Origin of the sequence: Gardnerella sp. DNF01205 (genome assembly GCF_049244135.1) — a bacterium.
Classification (GTDB): Bacteria; Actinomycetota; Actinomycetes; order Actinomycetales; family Bifidobacteriaceae; genus Bifidobacterium; species Bifidobacterium leopoldii.
The window spans coordinates 89,283-107,303 of the sequence record NZ_CP058378.1 but is presented as its reverse complement, the minus strand read 5'-3'; the positions used below and the strand labels follow the sequence as shown (position 1 = coordinate 107,303).

Genomic DNA, 18,021 nt, shown 5'->3' with positions numbered 1-18,021 from the left:
GAAAAAACTTTAATTTTTATAAGATTAAGAAGGAATTGAAGTGGTAGACGAAATAAATTCCGCTCGTGATGATGCTGAGCGAGATCAGCTTCCAGATGGTTCTATGGAACCACAGAGCCCTCAGGAAGCAGATAATACTGATTATGGCTTAATGAAGGGTGCTCGCGTAAAGAACATGGATTTGCAGCAGGAAATGCGCGAATCTTATTTAGCTTACGCATTATCTGTTATTGTTGAGCGTGCTTTACCAGATGTTCGTGATGGTTTAAAGCCTGTTCACCGTCGTGTTATTTATGCAATGTATGATGGAGGATACAGGCCTGATCGCGGATATAACAAGTGTTCTCGCGTTGTCGGTGATGTTATGGGTAAGTATCACCCTCATGGTGATTCTGCTATCTATGACACTTTAGTGCGTATGGCTCAGTCTTGGTCAATGCGCTATATGCTTGTTGATGGTCAAGGAAACTTTGGTTCTCCTGGTGATGATCCTGCAGCAGCAATGCGTTATACGGAATGCCGTATGGCACCGTTGGCTATGGAAATGGTACGAGATATCGATAAAGATACCGTTGATTTCCTGCCAAATTATGATGGTAAAACTCAAGAGCCTACGGTTTTGCCAGCTCGTTTCCCGAATCTTTTAGTTAATGGTTCTGCTGGTATTGCTGTTGGTATGGCAACCAATATTCCACCTCATAATATGCGTGAAGTGGCTGATGGTGTGCACTGGGCGTTGGATCATCCTGATGCAAGCAAGGAAGAACTTCTTGAAGCTTTAATTCAGCGAATTAAAGGACCTGATTTCCCTACTGGAGCAACAATCTTAGGTCATAAGGGAATTGAGCAAGCCTATCGTACAGGTCGTGGCTTAATTACAATGCGAGCAGTAGTTAATACTGAGGAAATTAAGGGACGTATGTGCTTGGTTGTTACCGAGCTTCCATACCAAGTTAATCCTGATCGCTTAGCTGCTTCTATTCGTGAAGCTGTACGAGATGGCAAAATTCAAGGTATTGCAGATATGCGCGACGAAACGTCTGGCCGTACTGGTCAGCGTTTGGTTCTTGTTCTTAAGCGCGATGCTGTTCCAAAAGTTGTTTTAAATAACTTGTATAAGCATTCGCAATTGCAGCAAACTTTCGGCGCAAATATGCTTGCTTTGGTTGATGGTGTTCCTAGAACTTTGAGCTTGGATGCGTTTATTCGTCATTGGGTAACCCATCAGCTTGAAGTAATTGATAGGCGTACACGTTACTTAAAGCGTGAAGCTGAAGAGCGAGATCATATTTTGCAAGGCTATTTGAAAGCTTTGGATATGATCGATGAAGTTGTGGCTTTAATTCGTTCATCTAAAGATGTTGAAACTGCTCGTACTGGTTTAATGAATTTGCTTGATGTTGATGAAGTTCAAGCGGATGCTATTCTTGCAATGCAACTTCGTAGACTTGCAGCTTTGGAACGTCAGAAGATTCTCGACGAGCATGAAGATTTGATGATTAAAATTGCTGATTACAACGATATTTTGGCAAGCCCAGAACGTCAGCGCAAAATTGTTGGCGATGAACTGGATGAAATTGTTGCAAAATATGGTGATGATCGCAGAACTAAGATTCTTCCATTCTCTGGTGAAATGAATGTTGAAGATCTTATTGCTGAAGAAAACGTTGTTGTAACAGTAACTCGCGCAGGTTATATTAAGCGTACTAAGGCAGACGAGTATCGTGCTCAACACCGCGGTGGTAAAGGTATTAAGGGTGCAAAGCTTCGTGAAGATGATGTAGTTGATCACTTCTTCTTAACTTCTACACACAATTGGTTGCTCTTCTTTACTAATCGTGGTCGAGTTTATCGTCTGAAAGCCTACGAACTTCCAGAAGGATCTCGCGATTCTAAAGGTCAGCATGTTGCTAATTTGTTGCAATTTGCCCCTGGAGAAACAATTCAAGCAGTGTTATCAATTCCAAATTATGATGTCGCTAAATACTTGGTATTGGCAACTCGTTCTGGAAAAGTTAAGAAAACTGCATTGCAAGAGTATGATTCTCCACGTCAAGGCGGTTTGATTGCTGTACGTTTGATGGCAAATGAAGAAACAGGTGAACCTGTTGATGAGCTTATTGGTGCAGCTTTGTGTAATTCAGAAGACGACATTATTCTTGTTTCTAAGCTTGGAATGAGTTTGAAGTTTAGAGCAGATGATGAACAACTTCGACCAATGGGTCGTCAGACTGCCGGCGTTCAGGGTATGAGATTCCGTGAAGGTGACGAATTACTTGATATGGACGTTGTTGCAGCAGAAACTAGTAAAGATCTTCTTGTTGTTACTAATGAAGGTTTTGCTAAGCGAACTGCTATTGAAGAGTATCGTTTGCAAGGAAGAAACGGCTACGGTGTTAAAGCTGTTCAACTTGCAGAGGGTCGTGGTTCATTAGTTGGAGCTTTGATTGTTGAAGAAACAGATCAAGTAATGGCAATTATGAAGTCCGGTAAGGTAATTCGTTCTGACGTTAACGAAGTGAAGCGTACTGGTAGAACAACTCAAGGCGTAACCTTAGCTAAGCCGGATAAAGGCGATGAAATTATTTCTATTGCCCGTAATGAAGAAACGGATGACGAAGAAAATCAATTAGAAGAAAAAGAAGCTACTTCAGAAAATGAGGAAGCTTAAGAAACTTCTTATACGGAATAATATTAATAATATTATTTCTTAAAAATTTGAGAGTACTAATAAAAACTGTTCTAGTCTGTTTTTATTGGTACTCTCATTGGTATAATGGCACTGATTATAAGCAAATTAATAAGAGAAGGAACACTGAGATGAGCGAAAATTTTGAGCCATCGCAAAATCCGATGAATATGAATGAGGAATCTGCAAGATTTTTGTCTAATGACACAGAATTATCTGCAGAAAAAATGGTTCCTTCTAAGGAAGCTAATTATTCAAGTGAAGAAAATAATTTTGATGAAGTATCTGGTAATTCTTCTTTAGGAAATATTGTTAAAAATTCATCATCTTCTGGACGTGTTAGTGGTAGTTCCAATACGTATCGTCGTACAATTGGTGGCGTTGCTTCATCTATTTCCAATAAAACAAACGCAACAAAATCAGGACGTGTTCCGCGTGCTCGTCGTATGAGTCTTTCTTTAGTAAGAGTAGATGCATGGTCTGTAGCAAAAGTAACATTCCTTCTAAGTGTTGCAGGAGGAATTATTCAAGTTATTGCTGCAGGTTTAGTGTGGTTGTTCTTGAATATGATTGGTGTATTTGATCAAGTAACGCAGATTGTTTCTTCTACTGGTTTGGATAGTAACGGTTTTAATCTTGCAGATGTGTTCTCACTCCCAACAGTATTAAGTGCTGTAACTATTTTTTCAATTGTAGAAATAATTATAATAACCGTATTATCTGCAATAATTGCCCTTCTATATAACGTTGTTGGTTCATTAGTTGGAGGAATTCACATTACTTTAGGTGACGACTGATAGTGTGAATAATTTAGTTTTGGATAATAAAATTCCCACTGTTTACTACGAAGCAGTGGGAATTTTTTATAAGAAAAATAAGAAATTAGCGTTTTACTAGTTCGTCACGAATATCTTGTAACAGTTGAATAGTTTTTTCTTCGCGCTCTTTTCTTTTTTCTTCTTCAGTTTTTTCATGTTCAATTTGCAACAAATCTGCACCAATTTCACGTAATTTATTAATAGGTAAAACAATGCAGAAATAAACTGCTGTAGCAACAATAAGGAAATTCAATAATGCTCCAATTACTGCGCCAAAAGAAATTGTTGCACCATTCATACTAATAGTTAGAACGCCATTAAGTTCTGGCTTTCCGCAAATCATTGCGATAAGAGGATTAATAATATAATTAACTATCGTTGTTACTACTGCAGTTACTGCACTACCCATAACAACACCGACAGCCATATCGATTACGCTGCCTCGTAAAATAAATTTTTTAAATCCTTTTATCATTAGTATTTTCTTCCTTTTATACATTATTGAATATTAGATTGTGAGTTAGAATCTAGTACTTGTTCTTCGTAAGTAGATTTGTCATCATTTCTGTTGTCAATATATAAATTATGTCGCTGGAACGAGCGCAAAATTGTAACAGAAAGTAGTGGATATATAATTGCTGCAGCTAATACATCCGTAGGGAAATGAGCAGCGACAATAATACGTGAAACAGCAACTATAACAACAAGAATTGCGCTAAAAAGTAATCCAAATTGAACTGACGATGGTTTATTAATGTAAAGAATTAACATTGCCATAACGCAAACTGCTACAGCTGCTGAAGTATGACCACTTGGGAAACTTGGATCAGGTGGTAATTTAATATTCAAACCAATGTACGGACGCGGACGATTTACAGCAAATTTAACTGCAAAAATGTAAATCATAGGAAGAAGCGAAATTAAAAGTTGAATTATTGTCATCTTCCAATTTTTATTTATAAATAATGAAAGCGCTGCTAATAAAACAAGTATTGCTATGCAACCCTTAGTTGAAAAAACTAAAGCTAATATTTTTGAAATACTGAGAATTACAGAGGGAACACTCTTGTGGAACCAGGAGACTATGGATGATTCATAAGTACGCTCTTTACTCGTAACTAGTAGTGCTTTTCCTAAGCACGGAATAACAACTGCGAGTAATAGTGTAAAAATAGTAGCGGAATTTCTAGTGAAAACCGATAATCCGCTGTGATTACTGTTATTTTTCTGCATCATACTTGTTAAGATTACACGCACAATGATGTAAATGCACGTTGGAGAGTACGAAATAATATGTATAAAAAAGAAAATATATTAGAAGAAAAGCGTGTGGTAGTTGAACACCGTACCCGGTGACGAGTACTATGATGAACAGATAGAAAGGGTTTACCATGAGCGTGTTTGACCGATTTGAGAAGAGCGTGGAAGGTGCAATGAACGGCGTCTTCGCAAAATTCGGCTCCAAAGATTTGCAGCCAGTCGATTTTTCGAGTGCTTTGGAACGTGAAATTGACGCTGAAGCCATGCCTATTGGCAGAGATCACACAGTTGCTCCAAATGAGTATCGTTTTAAGCTGAGTACGCCTGATTTTGATCATATTGAACAATGGGGCAGTGAAGCATTAGCTAATGAGCTTGCAGATAATCTTACTCAATATGCTAAGAGTCAGCATTATGCTTTCGTAGGACCTGTAGTTGTTATTTTTGAAGAGGATTTGGAATTAACTAAAGGTAATTTCCATTTGACATCTGAATCTGTTCAGGGTAATGCTGTTCCTGTTACCACAGACGATCAGCAACAGAATCATCCTATGCTTGAAATTAATGGTAACCAGTACCTGCTTACAAAGGATCGTACTATTTTAGGACGTGGGTCTGGTTGCGATATTGTAATAGATGATCCAGGTATTTCTCGTCATCATCTTGGTATTGATATAACTCCTGACGGTGTTATTGCTCGTGATCTTGGATCTACTAATGGTACATATGTAGAAGGTCATCAGGTTCCTGCAGCAACATTGGTTGATGGCAACACTATTACTATTGGTCGTACGCGTATTCTTTATTGGGCATCGTCTCAAGACCAGGAGTAGTAAGTATTTCCGAGCTAGGAGACGATAACGCGCATGATGTTCACTGAATTAACGTTTGCAATACTTAAGTATGGCTTTCTAGTCTTACTCTGGATTTTTGTATGGTGCGCTATCCGTTCGCTTCGCTGCGATATTGAAGTATTTAGTCCTAAAAAATCTCGTTTTTGGAAGAAAAGTTCTCGTCGTAATTCTCGTGAAGCAAAGTTTTCACAAGTCATGCAAGTGCGTGAGACGCCAGTATTTACCAAAGCAGAAAATCAAGAAAATACATCCGGTTCTCCAACTTTGTTAGTTGTTATTGATGGACCTTTGGCAGGATCTTCATTCCCATTGAACGCTGCTGGTGTGACTCTTGGTCGTGCTGCTTCTAATACGGTCGTCTTAAACGATGAATTTGTATCTTCACACCATGCTCGTGTTTATTTTAATCAATCAGTTAATTCTTGGGTTCTTGAAGATTTAGGCAGCACAAATGGAACCATGATTGGTCATAATCGTGTTACTGAGCCTGTTATATTAGCTCCGCGTACTTCTGTGCGAATCGGCGCAACAATGTTTGAATTGAGGTAACAAATGAAACAAATCAATTCAAATAACGAAGAAGAAATTCAGACCGCAGTTACTGGGCAAATAGAAAAAATATCATCTATAACAGATAAAAATGATATTAAAGAAAATCGCGCAAATTCTGTAGAAAAAATACTTTTTATGTATGCTACGGCTGTCAGTGATGTTGGAACTGTTCGTAGTAATAATCAAGATTCTGCATTTGCTGGTGAACATTTAGCTGCAATTTGCGACGGAATGGGTGGTCATGCTGGAGGAGATACAGCTTCTACTATAGCGATTCGTTCTCTTGCACATATTGAACAAGATTCAAGACCGCATGATGTTAAAACTGTTTCTTCAATGATGGAAACATCGATTATGGCTGCTCATGATGCGATTGTTGGTAAAGCTAAGCGTGAGCGCCGTCTTGCTGGAATGGGAACGACAGTGACTGCAGTAACTCTTGTAAGAGGATACTGGGTTCTGGCTCATTTAGGTGATTCTAGAGCGTATCTACTAAGAGATAATCATCTTATGCGCATGACTACTGATCATAGTTATGTTCAGCATTTGATTGATACAGGTCATATTACGCCTGAAGAAGCGCGAAATCATCCTCAACGAAATGTTGTTATGCGAGTATTAGGTGATTTTGATATAGATCCTCGTCCTGATATTGCTTTGCGTTCAGCTCATCCTTCTGACCGTTGGCTTCTTTGCTCTGATGGATTGTGTGGAGTTCTTGAAGATTCAACTATTCAAGATGTGATGAGTAGTATTTCTAATCAAGAAGAATGCGCTCAAAAATTAGTATCTATGGCACTTCGTGCTGGTAGTACAGATAATGTTACAGCCGTTATTGCAGATGCAACGCTTGCACTTGATGCTGATGCATTTGATCTTCCGCATCAAACTCCACTTATTGGAGGAGCTGCAAGTAAGGATCTCGAGTCAATTGCAGATATCGTAAATAAAGCAGTAGCTTCAGCACCGGCATTGCGCGAAGATAAGAATTCACCAGCTCAACGAGCAGCCGCGCTAGCTCAAGATGATGATAATTCTAAAAATCCAGATGAAGGAACAATATCTATTACAAGAATTGTGCAACCTTCACACATTCGTGAAGAAGTTGGAGAATTACATACACCTGACACTAATGAGATTCCTATAGTCAAAAAAAAGAATGGTAAAGTTTCAACGGATCCTCATGATCCAGATGTTGCTCGTGCTGTCAAACATGAGCAGGATGAGGCACATCGTGCTCATTCATTGAGGCGCAGGTGGACTCGCATAGGCATATCTTTGGGAATATTGTTAGTATTATTTGTTATTTCTGGAGTAGGCTACGGAGTATATGCGTGGACTCAAACGCAATATTATATTGGAAAAGACAGTAACAAAGTTGTTATCTACCAAGGAGTGCCAACAAATATTTTCGGTATTGCATTATCTCATGAAGTGGAATCTACTGACATCCCTGTTAATAAACTAGATAGATCTTGGCAGGATCAATTAAAAGAAGGCATTAGTTTTGGCAGCTTAGTTGAGGCTCGTGGTCATGCTTCGTTAATTCGTCGAGAAATGCGTGCACGAGAACAAGAAAAACTTAATGAACAGAATCAAAAGAAATTAGAAAATAAAATAAATAAAAATAAAGATAATGCGAAGCAGGGGGGTAAAACCTCATGAATATGATTGCTACGCGTATCAGACAGATAGCATTGTTGCTTTTTGCAACGTTGCTTTCTGGCATGGCATTTTTACAGATGTTTTTCCGTATTGACGGTTATATTTCTGCTAATTATGCAGCAATGTTGATTCTCGTTATGGCACTGTTTTTCGTATTTTGGGGTGTTCTTCTTGTTAAACAGCCATATGCAAGTCAAGCTATTTTACCTTGTATTATGCTTTTAACTGCAATTGGAACAGTTCTTATAGCTAGAATTGATAGGCAAAATAATACAAATGTTGCAATAAAACAAATGGTGTGGATTTGTGCGGCACTGGTATTATCAATTATTTTCGTTATTCTTTTGAATGATTATCGCATTTTAAGGCGTTTTTCTTATGTGAATATGGTCATAGGCTTGATTCTTTTGCTTTCACCTATGGTTCCTGGATTAGGTAAAGAAATTGGTGGAGCAAGAATTTGGATAGGTTTTGGTGATCACACAGTGCAGCCAGGAGAGTTTGCTAAGCTTTTCCTGTCGTTCTTCTTTGCAGCGTATCTGTTTAATCATCGTGATCGACTTGCTGTAGGTGGAAATAAAGTTTTGGGAATTCACCTTCCTCGCTTACAAGACATGGGACCTATTGCTTTAGTATGGGCCGCATCAATGGGCGTGCTCGTTATTCAGCATGATCTTGGAACGTCATTGATGTTCTTCGCAATGTTTGTGTCAATGTTGTATGTTGCAACAGGTCGCAGAGGGTGGATTGCTGTTGGAGGTATTGCTTTTGTAGCTGGATGCTTGATGGCAGTAAAGTTATTCGCACATGTGCAATATCGTGTGGATTCGTGGCTTCATCCATTTGATAATGCGGTCTATAATCGTTTCCCTGGTGGCTCAGCGCAAATTGTATCTGGATTGTTTGGTTTGGCTGCTGGAGGAACAACCGGAACAGGTTTAGGACAAGGTCATCCTTCTATAACACCGCTAGCTAATTCTGATTTTATTTATGCTTCTGTTGGTGAAGAGCTTGGTCTTACTGGGCTTCTAGCCGTATTGGTTTTGTATTTAATTATTATTGCATCTGGAATGATTACTGCAATGAAAATTAAAGATGGCTTTGGAAAATTATTAGCTTCAGGGCTTGTTTTTACTATGGCTTTCCAAGTGTTTACTGTTATTGGTGGAATTACTTTGGTTATTCCATTAACCGGTTTAACTTTGCCGTATATGGCAGCTGGAGGCTCTTCTTTAGTGGCAAATTATTTGCTTGCATCTTTGCTTATTGTTATTTCTCACGCTGCAAATAAACCTGAATCTGCTCCTGTTTCAGATACTTTCCAATACGCTGCCTTAGCAGCGTTGCGCGAGCGTGAATTGCGAGAGCGAGCTAATACGAATACAAATAATAGCGAATATAACAATACAGATTATGAAAATAATATAGATGCTTCTGCTGTTATTTCCTCTTCAGAGAGAGGTGATAACAATGAATAAAAGTCTTAGAGAACTTTTTACTGCAGTATTGGTACTTTTTGTAATACTTGGTATTTCAAGTACAATTATTACTTCTATTAAAGCGAATGCTCTAAATTCTGATCCTCGAAATCGCAGAGCTTTATACCATGAGTTTGGTGCTCCACGTGGAGCAATACTTACATCAGATGGCACAGTTATAGCGAAATCTGAACCATCTAAAGATGCTTTTGTGTATCAACGTCAGTATTCTAACGGATTAGTATATGCTCCAGTTACTGGATATTTTTCTATTAGCCAGCGTGCAGATAGAGGAATTGAAGCTTCTCGCAATAGCTTATTAAGTGGAGAATCAGACGCTCTGTTCTGGCAAAAATTCCGTTCATTATTTACTGGAGCAACTAATCGCGGAGCTTCTATAGAGACGTCAATTGATTCACGCTTGCAAAATCTTGCTTACAATCTTCTTAAAGGCAAAGACGCAGCTTTAGTTGCAATTGAGCCAAAAACCGGAAGAATTCGCGCCATGGTAAGCACTCCAAGTTATGATCCGAATGATCTTGCTCTTCACAATATTAATGAAGTAAATAAATCGTATGAGAGAATAACATCAGATGTGTCAAATCCTATGCTGAATCGTGCTGTTTCTGAGCTTTATGCTCCTGGCTCTACGTTCAAAACTGTTGTTGCAGCAGCAGCATTAGAATCTGGAAAATACAAGCCTGATACGAAAATACCTGCTGGTGCGAGCTATGTTTTGCCTGGAACCAAGACGTCTCTTACAAATGTCACTTACCAAGCGAATGGCGTTGATGGAAAAATATCTTTTGAGGATGCTTTAGCATATTCGTCTAATACTGCTTTTGCTCAATTGGGTAATTCTTTAGGATCTGACGTAATTGTAAAGCAAGCAAGAAAGTTTGGATTCTTCGATTCGCTGTCTATTGATGGTTCTGATTCTACTGGATTCCCAATGCGATCCGTGAAATCTACTTTTTCTATTAAGCCAACTCCAGATAGACTAGCTCTGGAATCAATAGGTCAAGGTGATGCTAAGGTTACACCTTTGCAAAATGCTATGATTGCGGCAGCTATTGCAAATAATGGAACATTGATGAAGCCTACTCTTGTTGATTGTGTAAGATCTAGTGATTTGTCAGTATTGTCACAAACTAGACCAACCGTTATGAACCAAGTAATGAGTAGTGACAGTGCATCTAAATTAACTTCTATGATGCAGGCTGTTGTTACAAAAGAAAATCCTAATCTTGCTTTACCTAATATTCATGTTGCTGCTAAAACAGGTACTGCACAGATTGGAATGTATAATCAAGCTGCTAATGGTTGGGTTATTGGATTTGCTCCTGCTGAAAATCCTAGAATAGCTATAGCAGTTATAGTACATAACACAAGTACATTTGGTAGTTACGCGGCAGGACCTATTATGCGACAAGTGATGGAGGAGGCGCTTAAACAATGAAACTCGTTGAAGGACAGTTAGTTCATCATCGTTATAGACTTGATCGCCGCCTTGCTCAAGGCGGTATGGGAGAAGTTTGGAAAGGCTTTGATATTCAACTTGGGCGAATTGTTGCCATTAAGGCGTTACGCACAGATACCGTAAACGTTGAAGCAAAATTACGTCGTCTTCGTGCTGAAGCGCATAATTCTGCCAATTTAGCGCATCCTAATATTGCAGCATTATTTGATTATTATGAGCATGATGGTATTGGATTCTTAATTATGGAATATGTGCCAAGTAAATCATTGGCAGATTTGTATCATAAAGAAAAAATAATTGATCCTACTAAGTTACTTCCTATTCTTATTCAAACAGCTCGAGGGCTTTTTGTAGCTCATTCTCATGGTGTAATTCATCGCGATGTAAAACCTGCAAATATTATGGTTTCTGATACTGGCAATGTGAAAATCACAGATTTTGGCGTGTCATATTCCAGCGACCAAGAACAAATCACTCAAGATGGCATGGTAGTTGGAACAGCTCAATATATTTCTCCAGAACAAGCGCAAGGTGAGCAAGCTACTGCACAATCTGATATTTATTCGTTAGGTGTTGTGGCATATGAAGGCTTGTGTGGACATCGTCCATTTACTGGAGCAACGCCGGTAGATATTGCTGCTGCACATGTTAATGATCCTGTGCCACCTTTGCCAGAAAATGTTGATTTGCAATTGCAACAGTTTATTATGTCTATGCTTGCAAAGAATCCAAAAGATCGTCCAAAAGATGCATTAGTCGTGTCGAAAGTATTATCTCGTATTGAGCGCAGACTGTTAGATCAAGAAACAGCCTTCAACAATACAACAGGAGTACTTTCTACAAATTTGCGACAACGAAGATGTATTAAAAGTATGCCGCAAAGCCAAGTAAATATTATTAATATTTTTAATACCAATGATCGCAAGGAGCAGCAATGAATACCACAATGCCCACCTCATTAGCGAATGGTCGATACGAATTAGGGGAGCTTATTGGCCGTGGCGGCATGGCAGAAGTGCGTGTTGCTGTTGATAAGCGCTTAGGTCGTACAGTTGCTGTGAAAATTATGCGTTCCGATTTAGCGAACGATGAGATTTTCCTTTCGCGATTCCGCAGGGAAGCGCATGCCATTGCGCAGATGAACAATCCTAATATTGTGAATATTTATGATTCTGGAGAAGAATCTGTTATAGCAGAAAATGGCTTAGAAGAGCGTTTACCGTATCTTGTAATGGAATACATTAAAGGTAAAACATTACGCGATATTCTAAAAATGAATGGAGCTTTAAGTCAGAGAGACGCTGAACAAGTTATGCTTGGAGTGCTCAATGCTTTAGAGTATTCGCACAGAATGGGTATTATTCACCGCGATATTAAGCCTGGAAATATTATGATTTCTGAACAAGGCTTAGTAAAAGTCATGGATTTTGGAATAGCTAGAGCTCTTGATGATTCTGCAACAACTATGACACAGTCTCAAGGTGTTGTTGGAACAGCACAATATTTGTCTCCAGAGCAGGCTCGTGGTGAACAAGTAGATATGCGCTCTGATTTGTATTCTGCAGGGTGTGTGCTGTATGAAATGCTAACTGGACGTCCTCCTTTTATTGGAGATTCAGCTGTTGCCATCGCATATCAGCATGTTTCAGAAGTGGCGACACCTCTTAGCACACTTGTTCCAGGCATGCCTGCTATGTGGGACAAGATTTGTGCTAAAGCAATGGCAAAAGATAGACAAAATAGATATGCTACAGCATCAGAGTTTAAGAATGACATTCTAGCGTTTATGAACGGTGGAGTGCCTGTTGCAGCAGCGTTTAATCCATTGACTGATTTAGCTAATATGAAGGCGCGTAAGCAGGCTGAACAGAATGCTGCAACTATGGCTATGGGCATGACAGATGGTGCTGCAACTCAATCGTTTAATCCTATTACTGGTCAAGTTGAATCTGCAAATATTGCATTTTCTCCTAGTACGCGCGCGTCACAAAGAGCAACAATGCAAGCGCAACGTCGTAAACGAGTAGTAATCGGATCTATAGTTGGAGTATTAGTAACAGTATTAGTTCTTCTGGGTGTGCTGTTTATGCTCAATCGAAGTCGTGCTACTGGAGATGTTGTAGTTCCAACATTTATGGAGACAACAACGCAGGATGCTGCTCGTGAAAAGTTGCGTGCACTTGGTTTGGTTCCAGATATTCGTGAAGATGATCATTCTTCTCAACCTGAGGGAACTTTTACTAAGCAATCACCGCGTGGAGGTGAACATGTTGCTTCTGGATCCAAGGTGACTGTATGGTTCTCGGTTGGACCACAATCAACTCGCGTGCCAGATGTAAGTGGTAAAACGCAAGAAGCTGCTCGTAAAATGCTTGAGCGTGCTGGGTTTAAGATTGCTAATGTTCGAGTAGAAGATAGTGCAGATATTAAGAAAGATCATGTAACTCGCACAGATCCTGATGCAGATTCGTTTGCTGATAAGGGTACATTAATTACTTTATATATTGCATCCGGTTTAACTAAAATTCCTGACGGTCTTGTTGGTCAAAGCAAAGACATTGTGGTTAGCCAATTAGAGAATTTTGGTTTTACTACGGATGTAGTTAAGGAAGATTCAGATAATGTGCCTGAAGGTTCTGTAACTCGACTAAATCCGTCGTCTGGTTCCTCTGTTAAACCACACAGCTCTATTACTGTGTACGTTTCTCAAGGTGCTTCGAAAGTTGAAGTTCCTAGTATAGATCTTGGTACTGTTACCTTCAAACAGGCGAAGAAAATACTTGAAGCAAAAGGTTTGAGAGTAGTATCTGATTCAATGGCAAAAGATGACGATATAGTCATGAGCATGTCTGAGGAAGCAGGAAGCAAGGTTGAGAAGGGCAAAGCGATTACATTAGTTACACGTCCAAGCCTTGGTTCTTCGTCTGATTCAGACTGATTTAGATTTGTGTTAGATTAAGTCTGTAAAAATAATGTATATGCTGCTTGTTCTACAAGAAAAGTAGAGCAAGCAGCATTTTTGTATCTCTAATGTTTGTATCTCTAATAAAATCCATATATTACTTATAAAAATTGATGCGTGAAAATAGATCTGCAAAAATAGACTTATATTAGGTTGCAAAGTATGTGATAAAACGAAAAAATAGCTGTTTAAGATATGTTTGTTTATTTAGACATAGTTTTATAGCAATGCGTTATTTTATGTGTTTCTATAGGCTTTTATTTTATTAATATAAACAAAAGGCGACTGCACTTCATACGCAATCGCCTTAAATGTTTTTATTTTGTAAGTTTTAAAGCAATCGTAAGAATATTTAAAACTTACTACTTAACCCGTTATCATACAGTTGTTGAGTAATTAGACATCTGCTGAAGGAATGGAATTGTAGATGCGGCCCAAGGGAAAATCCACTGGAATAATGCTAATACAATGAAGAAATAAATCAGAATCGAAAGAATCCAACGAATCGCTGTAATACCTGGTTGTATGCGCAAAAGACCGCCAAAAATGCTTGCATCAGGCTTTTTCTTTAATCCAGAATGAATAGCGCGAAGTTCTGGCCATTGCCAAGCGATTGCTCCTGCTGCGAAAATCATCACATACACTAATAAAACAACCACCATAACTGGCACTAGTGAAGAAAGATGAGAAACTAGAGATTGTTGCTCATTGTTAATAAACTTCACTTTTCCTTGCTCATCAATAGTAGAAAGTTCTTTTGGAATGCCATCGCTAATCTTTGCCCAATAAGCGAATTTTGCGTAGCTAATCCAGCGATGAGTTGCAGCAGTATACTTAGGTTCGCAAGTTGTAAGAGTAAGCATACGTTTTGTTGGTTTCTCACCAGGATGATCAGGATTTGCATCAATAACTTCACCGTGATCTGGTGTAACAATCTTGTAAGAAGTGTACTTATAGACGAACCAATAATCCTTTGTACGAACTACTATTGCGTCGCCAGGCTTCAGTAAGTCTACATCTCCCAATGGCTGACCATAACCATTTCGGTGACCTGCTACTGCGAAATTACCTATTGCGCCAGGCATTTGTGTGGTTGGATAATGACCTAAACCACGCTTGCTTAAGATGTCTGGCGTAATGCCTTCTACAACATTTCGTTCCCACTGATTTCCAAAACGTGGTATGTATAAACGAGCTACAAGGTCTTCAGACTTTGGTTTGCTTAAAGCAGGTGGGTCAGTATTCTGTGGTAAAGCAATCTTCGTTTTATCGCCAGTTTTTGGGTTTTGCCAAGATATTGCTTGACGCGCCTCTACTTGAGTGTGCTCAGCCTGCTCTCCAGTCCACCACATTTGCCATGCAATGTACAATGCGCAAATAACTGCAAAAGCTATCAACAGTTCGCCAATAATTCCAGCGGCTTGCCACCAGAAATTCGAGCTGCTACGCTTCGTTTTTCCTTCCTGCATATTAGCAGATTGCATAGTGTGCTACTCCTTTATTGATGTATGAAGACTTTGCAACATATTTTATTTGTTTAGCACTTTAGGAACTGTTGCGTACCTTAATGGTTGCAACAAGGCCGATGCTTCGGGGAATCGCAGATTATTCTTTTTCTCCACTTTCCATCCTAATCCAAACGAACTTACATACTCCTTGTAGGTGTGTATGGCTGGTGAATTGTTTAGAGCATCAACCATGCTATCCATTGGACCAATAGCAGATATTTTATACGGTGGCGAGTACTGATGACCTTGCAACATAAGAACGTTACCAATACAAACAACTGCGGAGTTAAATAATACTCGCTGATCCTGAATAGTTATTGCTTCTGCTCCACCGCGCCACAAAGCATTTACTACAGCTTCAATATCTTGCTGGTGGATTACGTAATCATTAATATTTCCGGATGTTCCGGAACCATTAACCGCGCCTTTCCATAGAGGAGAGTCGTTAAGAGTTACAACAATTCCAGGTCCTTCAAGTTTTGGAAGTACGGTACTACTTCCAGTATCAGAAGATTCTTTTCCTTCACTAGTGCTGCTGCCGAGCGTTTTATTAAGTAAATTAATTTTAGAATCTAAAGATTTTATATCTTCTCGTAAATTTTTTGTGCGCTGCGAATTTCTTTCAACCATTTGACTCGTATTAGAAGTCACAAAAGCAGAGCGGTTTACGCGCAAATTAAGAACGAATAAATAGCCGGTAAGAAATACTGCAACGGCAACAGCAAAACTGCTTAACAGCGAGTGTTGAGCACGATGTTTCCCAGTTCTCTTAGCCATATTTTATCTTCATCCTTCACGCGTTCGAGTGTAACCACTATTATAGCGTGTAGCCGATTGATTGGAGAGTTACAGTTATGGCTGATGAAGAATTGCACACAACTGCAGCTGACGACGCTGCAAAGAAGAGCGATACGTCAAATGAGAATACTTATGGCGTTCCTATGGACGAAGTTGAAGCAGTGTTGAATGCTACTGCGGATAAAGCAACGCTTTCTCCACAGATTCAGCAAATGATGCAGAGACAAGCTGAAAATAGGCGACGTGTCGAAGAAAGCATTAAAGGCACAAAAGCTAATGCTGCATGGTTTGTGCCGCTGTTCTGCACATTAATGGTCGTTGGATTAATTTGGGCTGTTGTTTATTATTTGAACCCTGTGCTTCCAATTCCTGGAATTGGTGCATGGAATTTAGTTATTGCATTAGTAATAGTAATGACTGGATTCATTATGACAATGTGGTGGCGTTAGTCTGTAAAACAAACTGTTTAATATGTTTTAAAAGTAGCTATGCAAATGTTGCGTAGCTACTTTTTTGTTGCTGCTACTGCTCGAATAAGTATGTGATTTTTATTGTTATCAGTTGTTGCAATAATTCTTGTATTTCCGCCATCTTGTAGGTTTAATTTTTTGCGCAATGCTTCTACAGGTATTGGAAAGTTACGAGTAACAATATTTGCATGAGTAATATCAGCAAAAGTTTGTTTTATTTCGCGTTTATTCATGCTGCATACATTTTCAATTTTCCATGTCTTTCCTGGAAATTCTGAGTAGTATTCTTCCGATACGTAAACATGACTATTCGCACTGATTTGTTGTATATTGTATTGAGTTTCTAACAATGAAAAACAGCCAGCTTTCATGATTGCTGCATTCGGCTCATAAACGTATTGCGACCATTCTGGCCAGTTATTTATATCTAAATTTTCATCTTTTTTATTATTTTCTTTTTTATTATTTAAAACATTTGATTCAGGCTGTATTGATACCTGATTTGTTGAAGTATTGTAAGTTGCTTGTATAACAGTTATCTGATCATCGTTTGCGCAATATACTGGTACTTTTGTGTGCTGAGAGTTACTAAGTATTATCAATAGTTCCTTGCACTCGTTATTATGTGCGACTATATGTACGGCTTCTACATTGCCACTGAAATCACTAACTGTTTTGTGCCAATCAAGCATTGGAGAAAGTTTAATAATTACTATTTCTGCTTTAGTGAGCAACTGATTTTTAAGATCTAATACGTTTGGAGTGCAATCTTCAATAGCGTATGTGCGAGATCCTTGTTTGTTACGGCGAGCTGGATCAACGTATATTATCGTTGACTTAGGAATATTTTTGAGTGCATCAAGGCTATTGTTGTTGTAGCATTTTACGTTTGTAATACCAAGTGCATTCATATTGTGATGTGCAATGCTAGAAAGTTCGTTTTGCTGTTCAATACAAATAGCAGAATCGAAAACTTCAGACATTATTGTGCAATCAACTCCAAAGCCGCCAGTAAGGTCCACAAGTGTGCTACTAAAATTTTCTGAATTTAATTTGTTGAGTAATTCTTTTGCAACATTTGCTTTGTATTGTGCTGTTGATTGAGAAGAACACTGTTCCATAGAAATGTGTGCAGGATATATGACTTCGTTGCAGGAAGCCCATTTTGGCAGTTTTTGTTGCGCAATCTGTCTACCTGCTATTTGGTTAATTGCAAACGGTATGTCGATATTCGCGTTGCGTGGAGCTTTAAGAGCAGCTTTGCTTGGCGACAATTGTGCGTTTTCTTTAATAAAAGTGAGTGTAGAAGCGTTTGCTGGTTCGATTGTTTTTGGAACTTGAAGTGTAGGCATGAATCTCATTCCTTATTGAGGTGTAGAAAATTTTAGAGCAAGTAAATTTTAAAATTATGTAGTCGATAGTTTAGTCCACAAAAAACTTAAATTGTGGATAACTCTTATACACTTGTGCACAGGTTCACAAAAGGC

16 protein-coding genes are annotated in these 18,021 nt (G+C 38.8%); 11 read left to right on the top strand and 5 right to left on the bottom strand.

Annotation, left to right across the window (positions count from 1 at the left end; genetic code table 11):
• The first annotated feature begins 40 nt into the window (after window positions 1-40).
• Together gyrA and HXT47_RS00425 are read left to right on the top strand one after the other, a co-directional pair.
• Window positions 41-2,671: a DNA gyrase subunit A gene (gyrA, locus tag HXT47_RS00430; RefSeq protein ID WP_004106095.1), complete on the top strand. Its 2,631-nt coding sequence runs from the start codon at window positions 41-43 to the stop codon at window positions 2,669-2,671.
• A 245-nt stretch (window positions 2,672-2,916) separates the two neighbouring features.
• Window positions 2,917-3,486, top strand: a complete 570-nt coding sequence (locus HXT47_RS00425) for a DUF3566 domain-containing protein (protein ID WP_407645754.1) — start codon at window positions 2,917-2,919, stop codon at window positions 3,484-3,486.
• Window positions 3,487-3,571: 85 nt separating this feature from the next.
• Here HXT47_RS00425 and mscL read toward each other — a convergent pair whose 3' ends face one another.
• A complete protein-coding gene (gene mscL, locus HXT47_RS00420) occupies window positions 3,572-3,982 on the bottom strand; it encodes a large conductance mechanosensitive channel protein MscL (RefSeq protein WP_004106097.1) in 411 nt (136 codons plus the stop codon).
• A gap of 23 nt (window positions 3,983-4,005) precedes the next feature.
• Window positions 4,006-4,743 carry a phosphatase PAP2 family protein gene (locus HXT47_RS00415; RefSeq protein ID WP_004106098.1) on the bottom strand — a complete coding sequence of 246 codons (738 nt, stop codon included), beginning with the start codon at window positions 4,741-4,743 and terminating at the stop codon, window positions 4,006-4,008.
• Window positions 4,744-4,898: 155 nt separating this feature from the next.
• Here HXT47_RS00415 and HXT47_RS00410 point away from each other — a divergent pair, with 155 nt between their 5' ends.
• From HXT47_RS00410 to pknB, 7 genes are read left to right on the top strand one after another with little or no spacing between them, the layout of a single operon-like run.
• Window positions 4,899-5,600, top strand: a complete 702-nt coding sequence (locus HXT47_RS00410) for an FhaA domain-containing protein (RefSeq protein WP_004119721.1) — start codon at window positions 4,899-4,901, stop codon at window positions 5,598-5,600.
• Between the two features lie 33 nt (window positions 5,601-5,633).
• Window positions 5,634-6,170, top strand: coding sequence for an FHA domain-containing protein FhaB/FipA (locus tag HXT47_RS00405; RefSeq protein WP_004119723.1), 537 nt, complete (start codon window positions 5,634-5,636; stop codon window positions 6,168-6,170).
• Between the two features lie 3 nt (window positions 6,171-6,173).
• Window positions 6,174-7,838 carry a PP2C family protein-serine/threonine phosphatase gene (locus tag HXT47_RS00400; protein WP_101885817.1) on the top strand — a complete coding sequence of 555 codons (1,665 nt, stop codon included), beginning with the start codon at window positions 6,174-6,176 and terminating at the stop codon, window positions 7,836-7,838.
• Window positions 7,835-9,316, top strand: coding sequence for an FtsW/RodA/SpoVE family cell cycle protein (locus tag HXT47_RS00395; RefSeq protein ID WP_421789076.1), 1,482 nt, complete (start codon window positions 7,835-7,837; stop codon window positions 9,314-9,316). Before HXT47_RS00400 ends, HXT47_RS00395 begins: the two co-directional genes overlap by 4 nt.
• On the top strand, window positions 9,309-10,775 hold the full coding sequence (locus HXT47_RS00390) for a peptidoglycan D,D-transpeptidase FtsI family protein (RefSeq protein ID WP_004106109.1): 1,467 nt from the start codon (window positions 9,309-9,311) through the stop codon (window positions 10,773-10,775). The genes HXT47_RS00395 and HXT47_RS00390 overlap by 8 nt, the downstream gene beginning before the upstream one ends.
• Complete coding sequence (locus HXT47_RS00385) at window positions 10,772-11,734, top strand: serine/threonine-protein kinase (RefSeq protein WP_112928832.1); 963 nt, start codon at window positions 10,772-10,774, stop codon at window positions 11,732-11,734. The genes HXT47_RS00390 and HXT47_RS00385 overlap by 4 nt, the downstream gene beginning before the upstream one ends.
• On the top strand, window positions 11,731-13,734 hold the full coding sequence (gene pknB / locus HXT47_RS00380) for a Stk1 family PASTA domain-containing Ser/Thr kinase (protein WP_004106112.1): 2,004 nt from the start codon (window positions 11,731-11,733) through the stop codon (window positions 13,732-13,734). The genes HXT47_RS00385 and pknB overlap by 4 nt, the downstream gene beginning before the upstream one ends.
• Window positions 13,735-14,135: 401 nt before the next feature.
• Here pknB and HXT47_RS00375 read toward each other — a convergent pair whose 3' ends face one another.
• Entirely contained in the window at window positions 14,136-15,242 is a 1,107-nt protein-coding gene (locus tag HXT47_RS00375) for a class E sortase (protein WP_004106114.1), read from the bottom strand.
• 45 nt (window positions 15,243-15,287) lie between these two features.
• The gene (locus HXT47_RS00370; RefSeq protein ID WP_004106116.1) at window positions 15,288-16,043 is read right to left on the bottom strand and encodes a DUF881 domain-containing protein; all 756 of its coding nucleotides are present in this window, start codon (window positions 16,041-16,043) and stop codon (window positions 15,288-15,290) included.
• Between the two features lie 77 nt (window positions 16,044-16,120).
• On the opposite strand from HXT47_RS00370, the gene crgA reads away from it, so the two are divergent.
• Complete coding sequence (gene crgA, locus HXT47_RS00365; protein ID WP_004106118.1) at window positions 16,121-16,513, top strand: cell division protein CrgA; 393 nt, start codon at window positions 16,121-16,123, stop codon at window positions 16,511-16,513.
• A 56-nt stretch (window positions 16,514-16,569) separates the two neighbouring features.
• On the opposite strand, the gene HXT47_RS00360 is transcribed toward crgA, so the two are convergent.
• On the bottom strand, window positions 16,570-17,655 hold the full coding sequence (locus HXT47_RS00360) for a THUMP-like domain-containing protein (protein WP_421789074.1): 1,086 nt from the start codon (window positions 17,653-17,655) through the stop codon (window positions 16,570-16,572).
• 19 nt (window positions 17,656-17,674) lie between these two features.
• On the opposite strand from HXT47_RS00360, the gene HXT47_RS00355 reads away from it, so the two are divergent.
• Window positions 17,675-17,875 (top strand): hypothetical protein, encoded by a 201-nt coding sequence (locus HXT47_RS00355; RefSeq protein ID WP_421789072.1) that lies wholly within the window; start codon window positions 17,675-17,677, stop codon window positions 17,873-17,875.
• Window positions 17,876-18,021 lie beyond the last annotated feature (146 nt).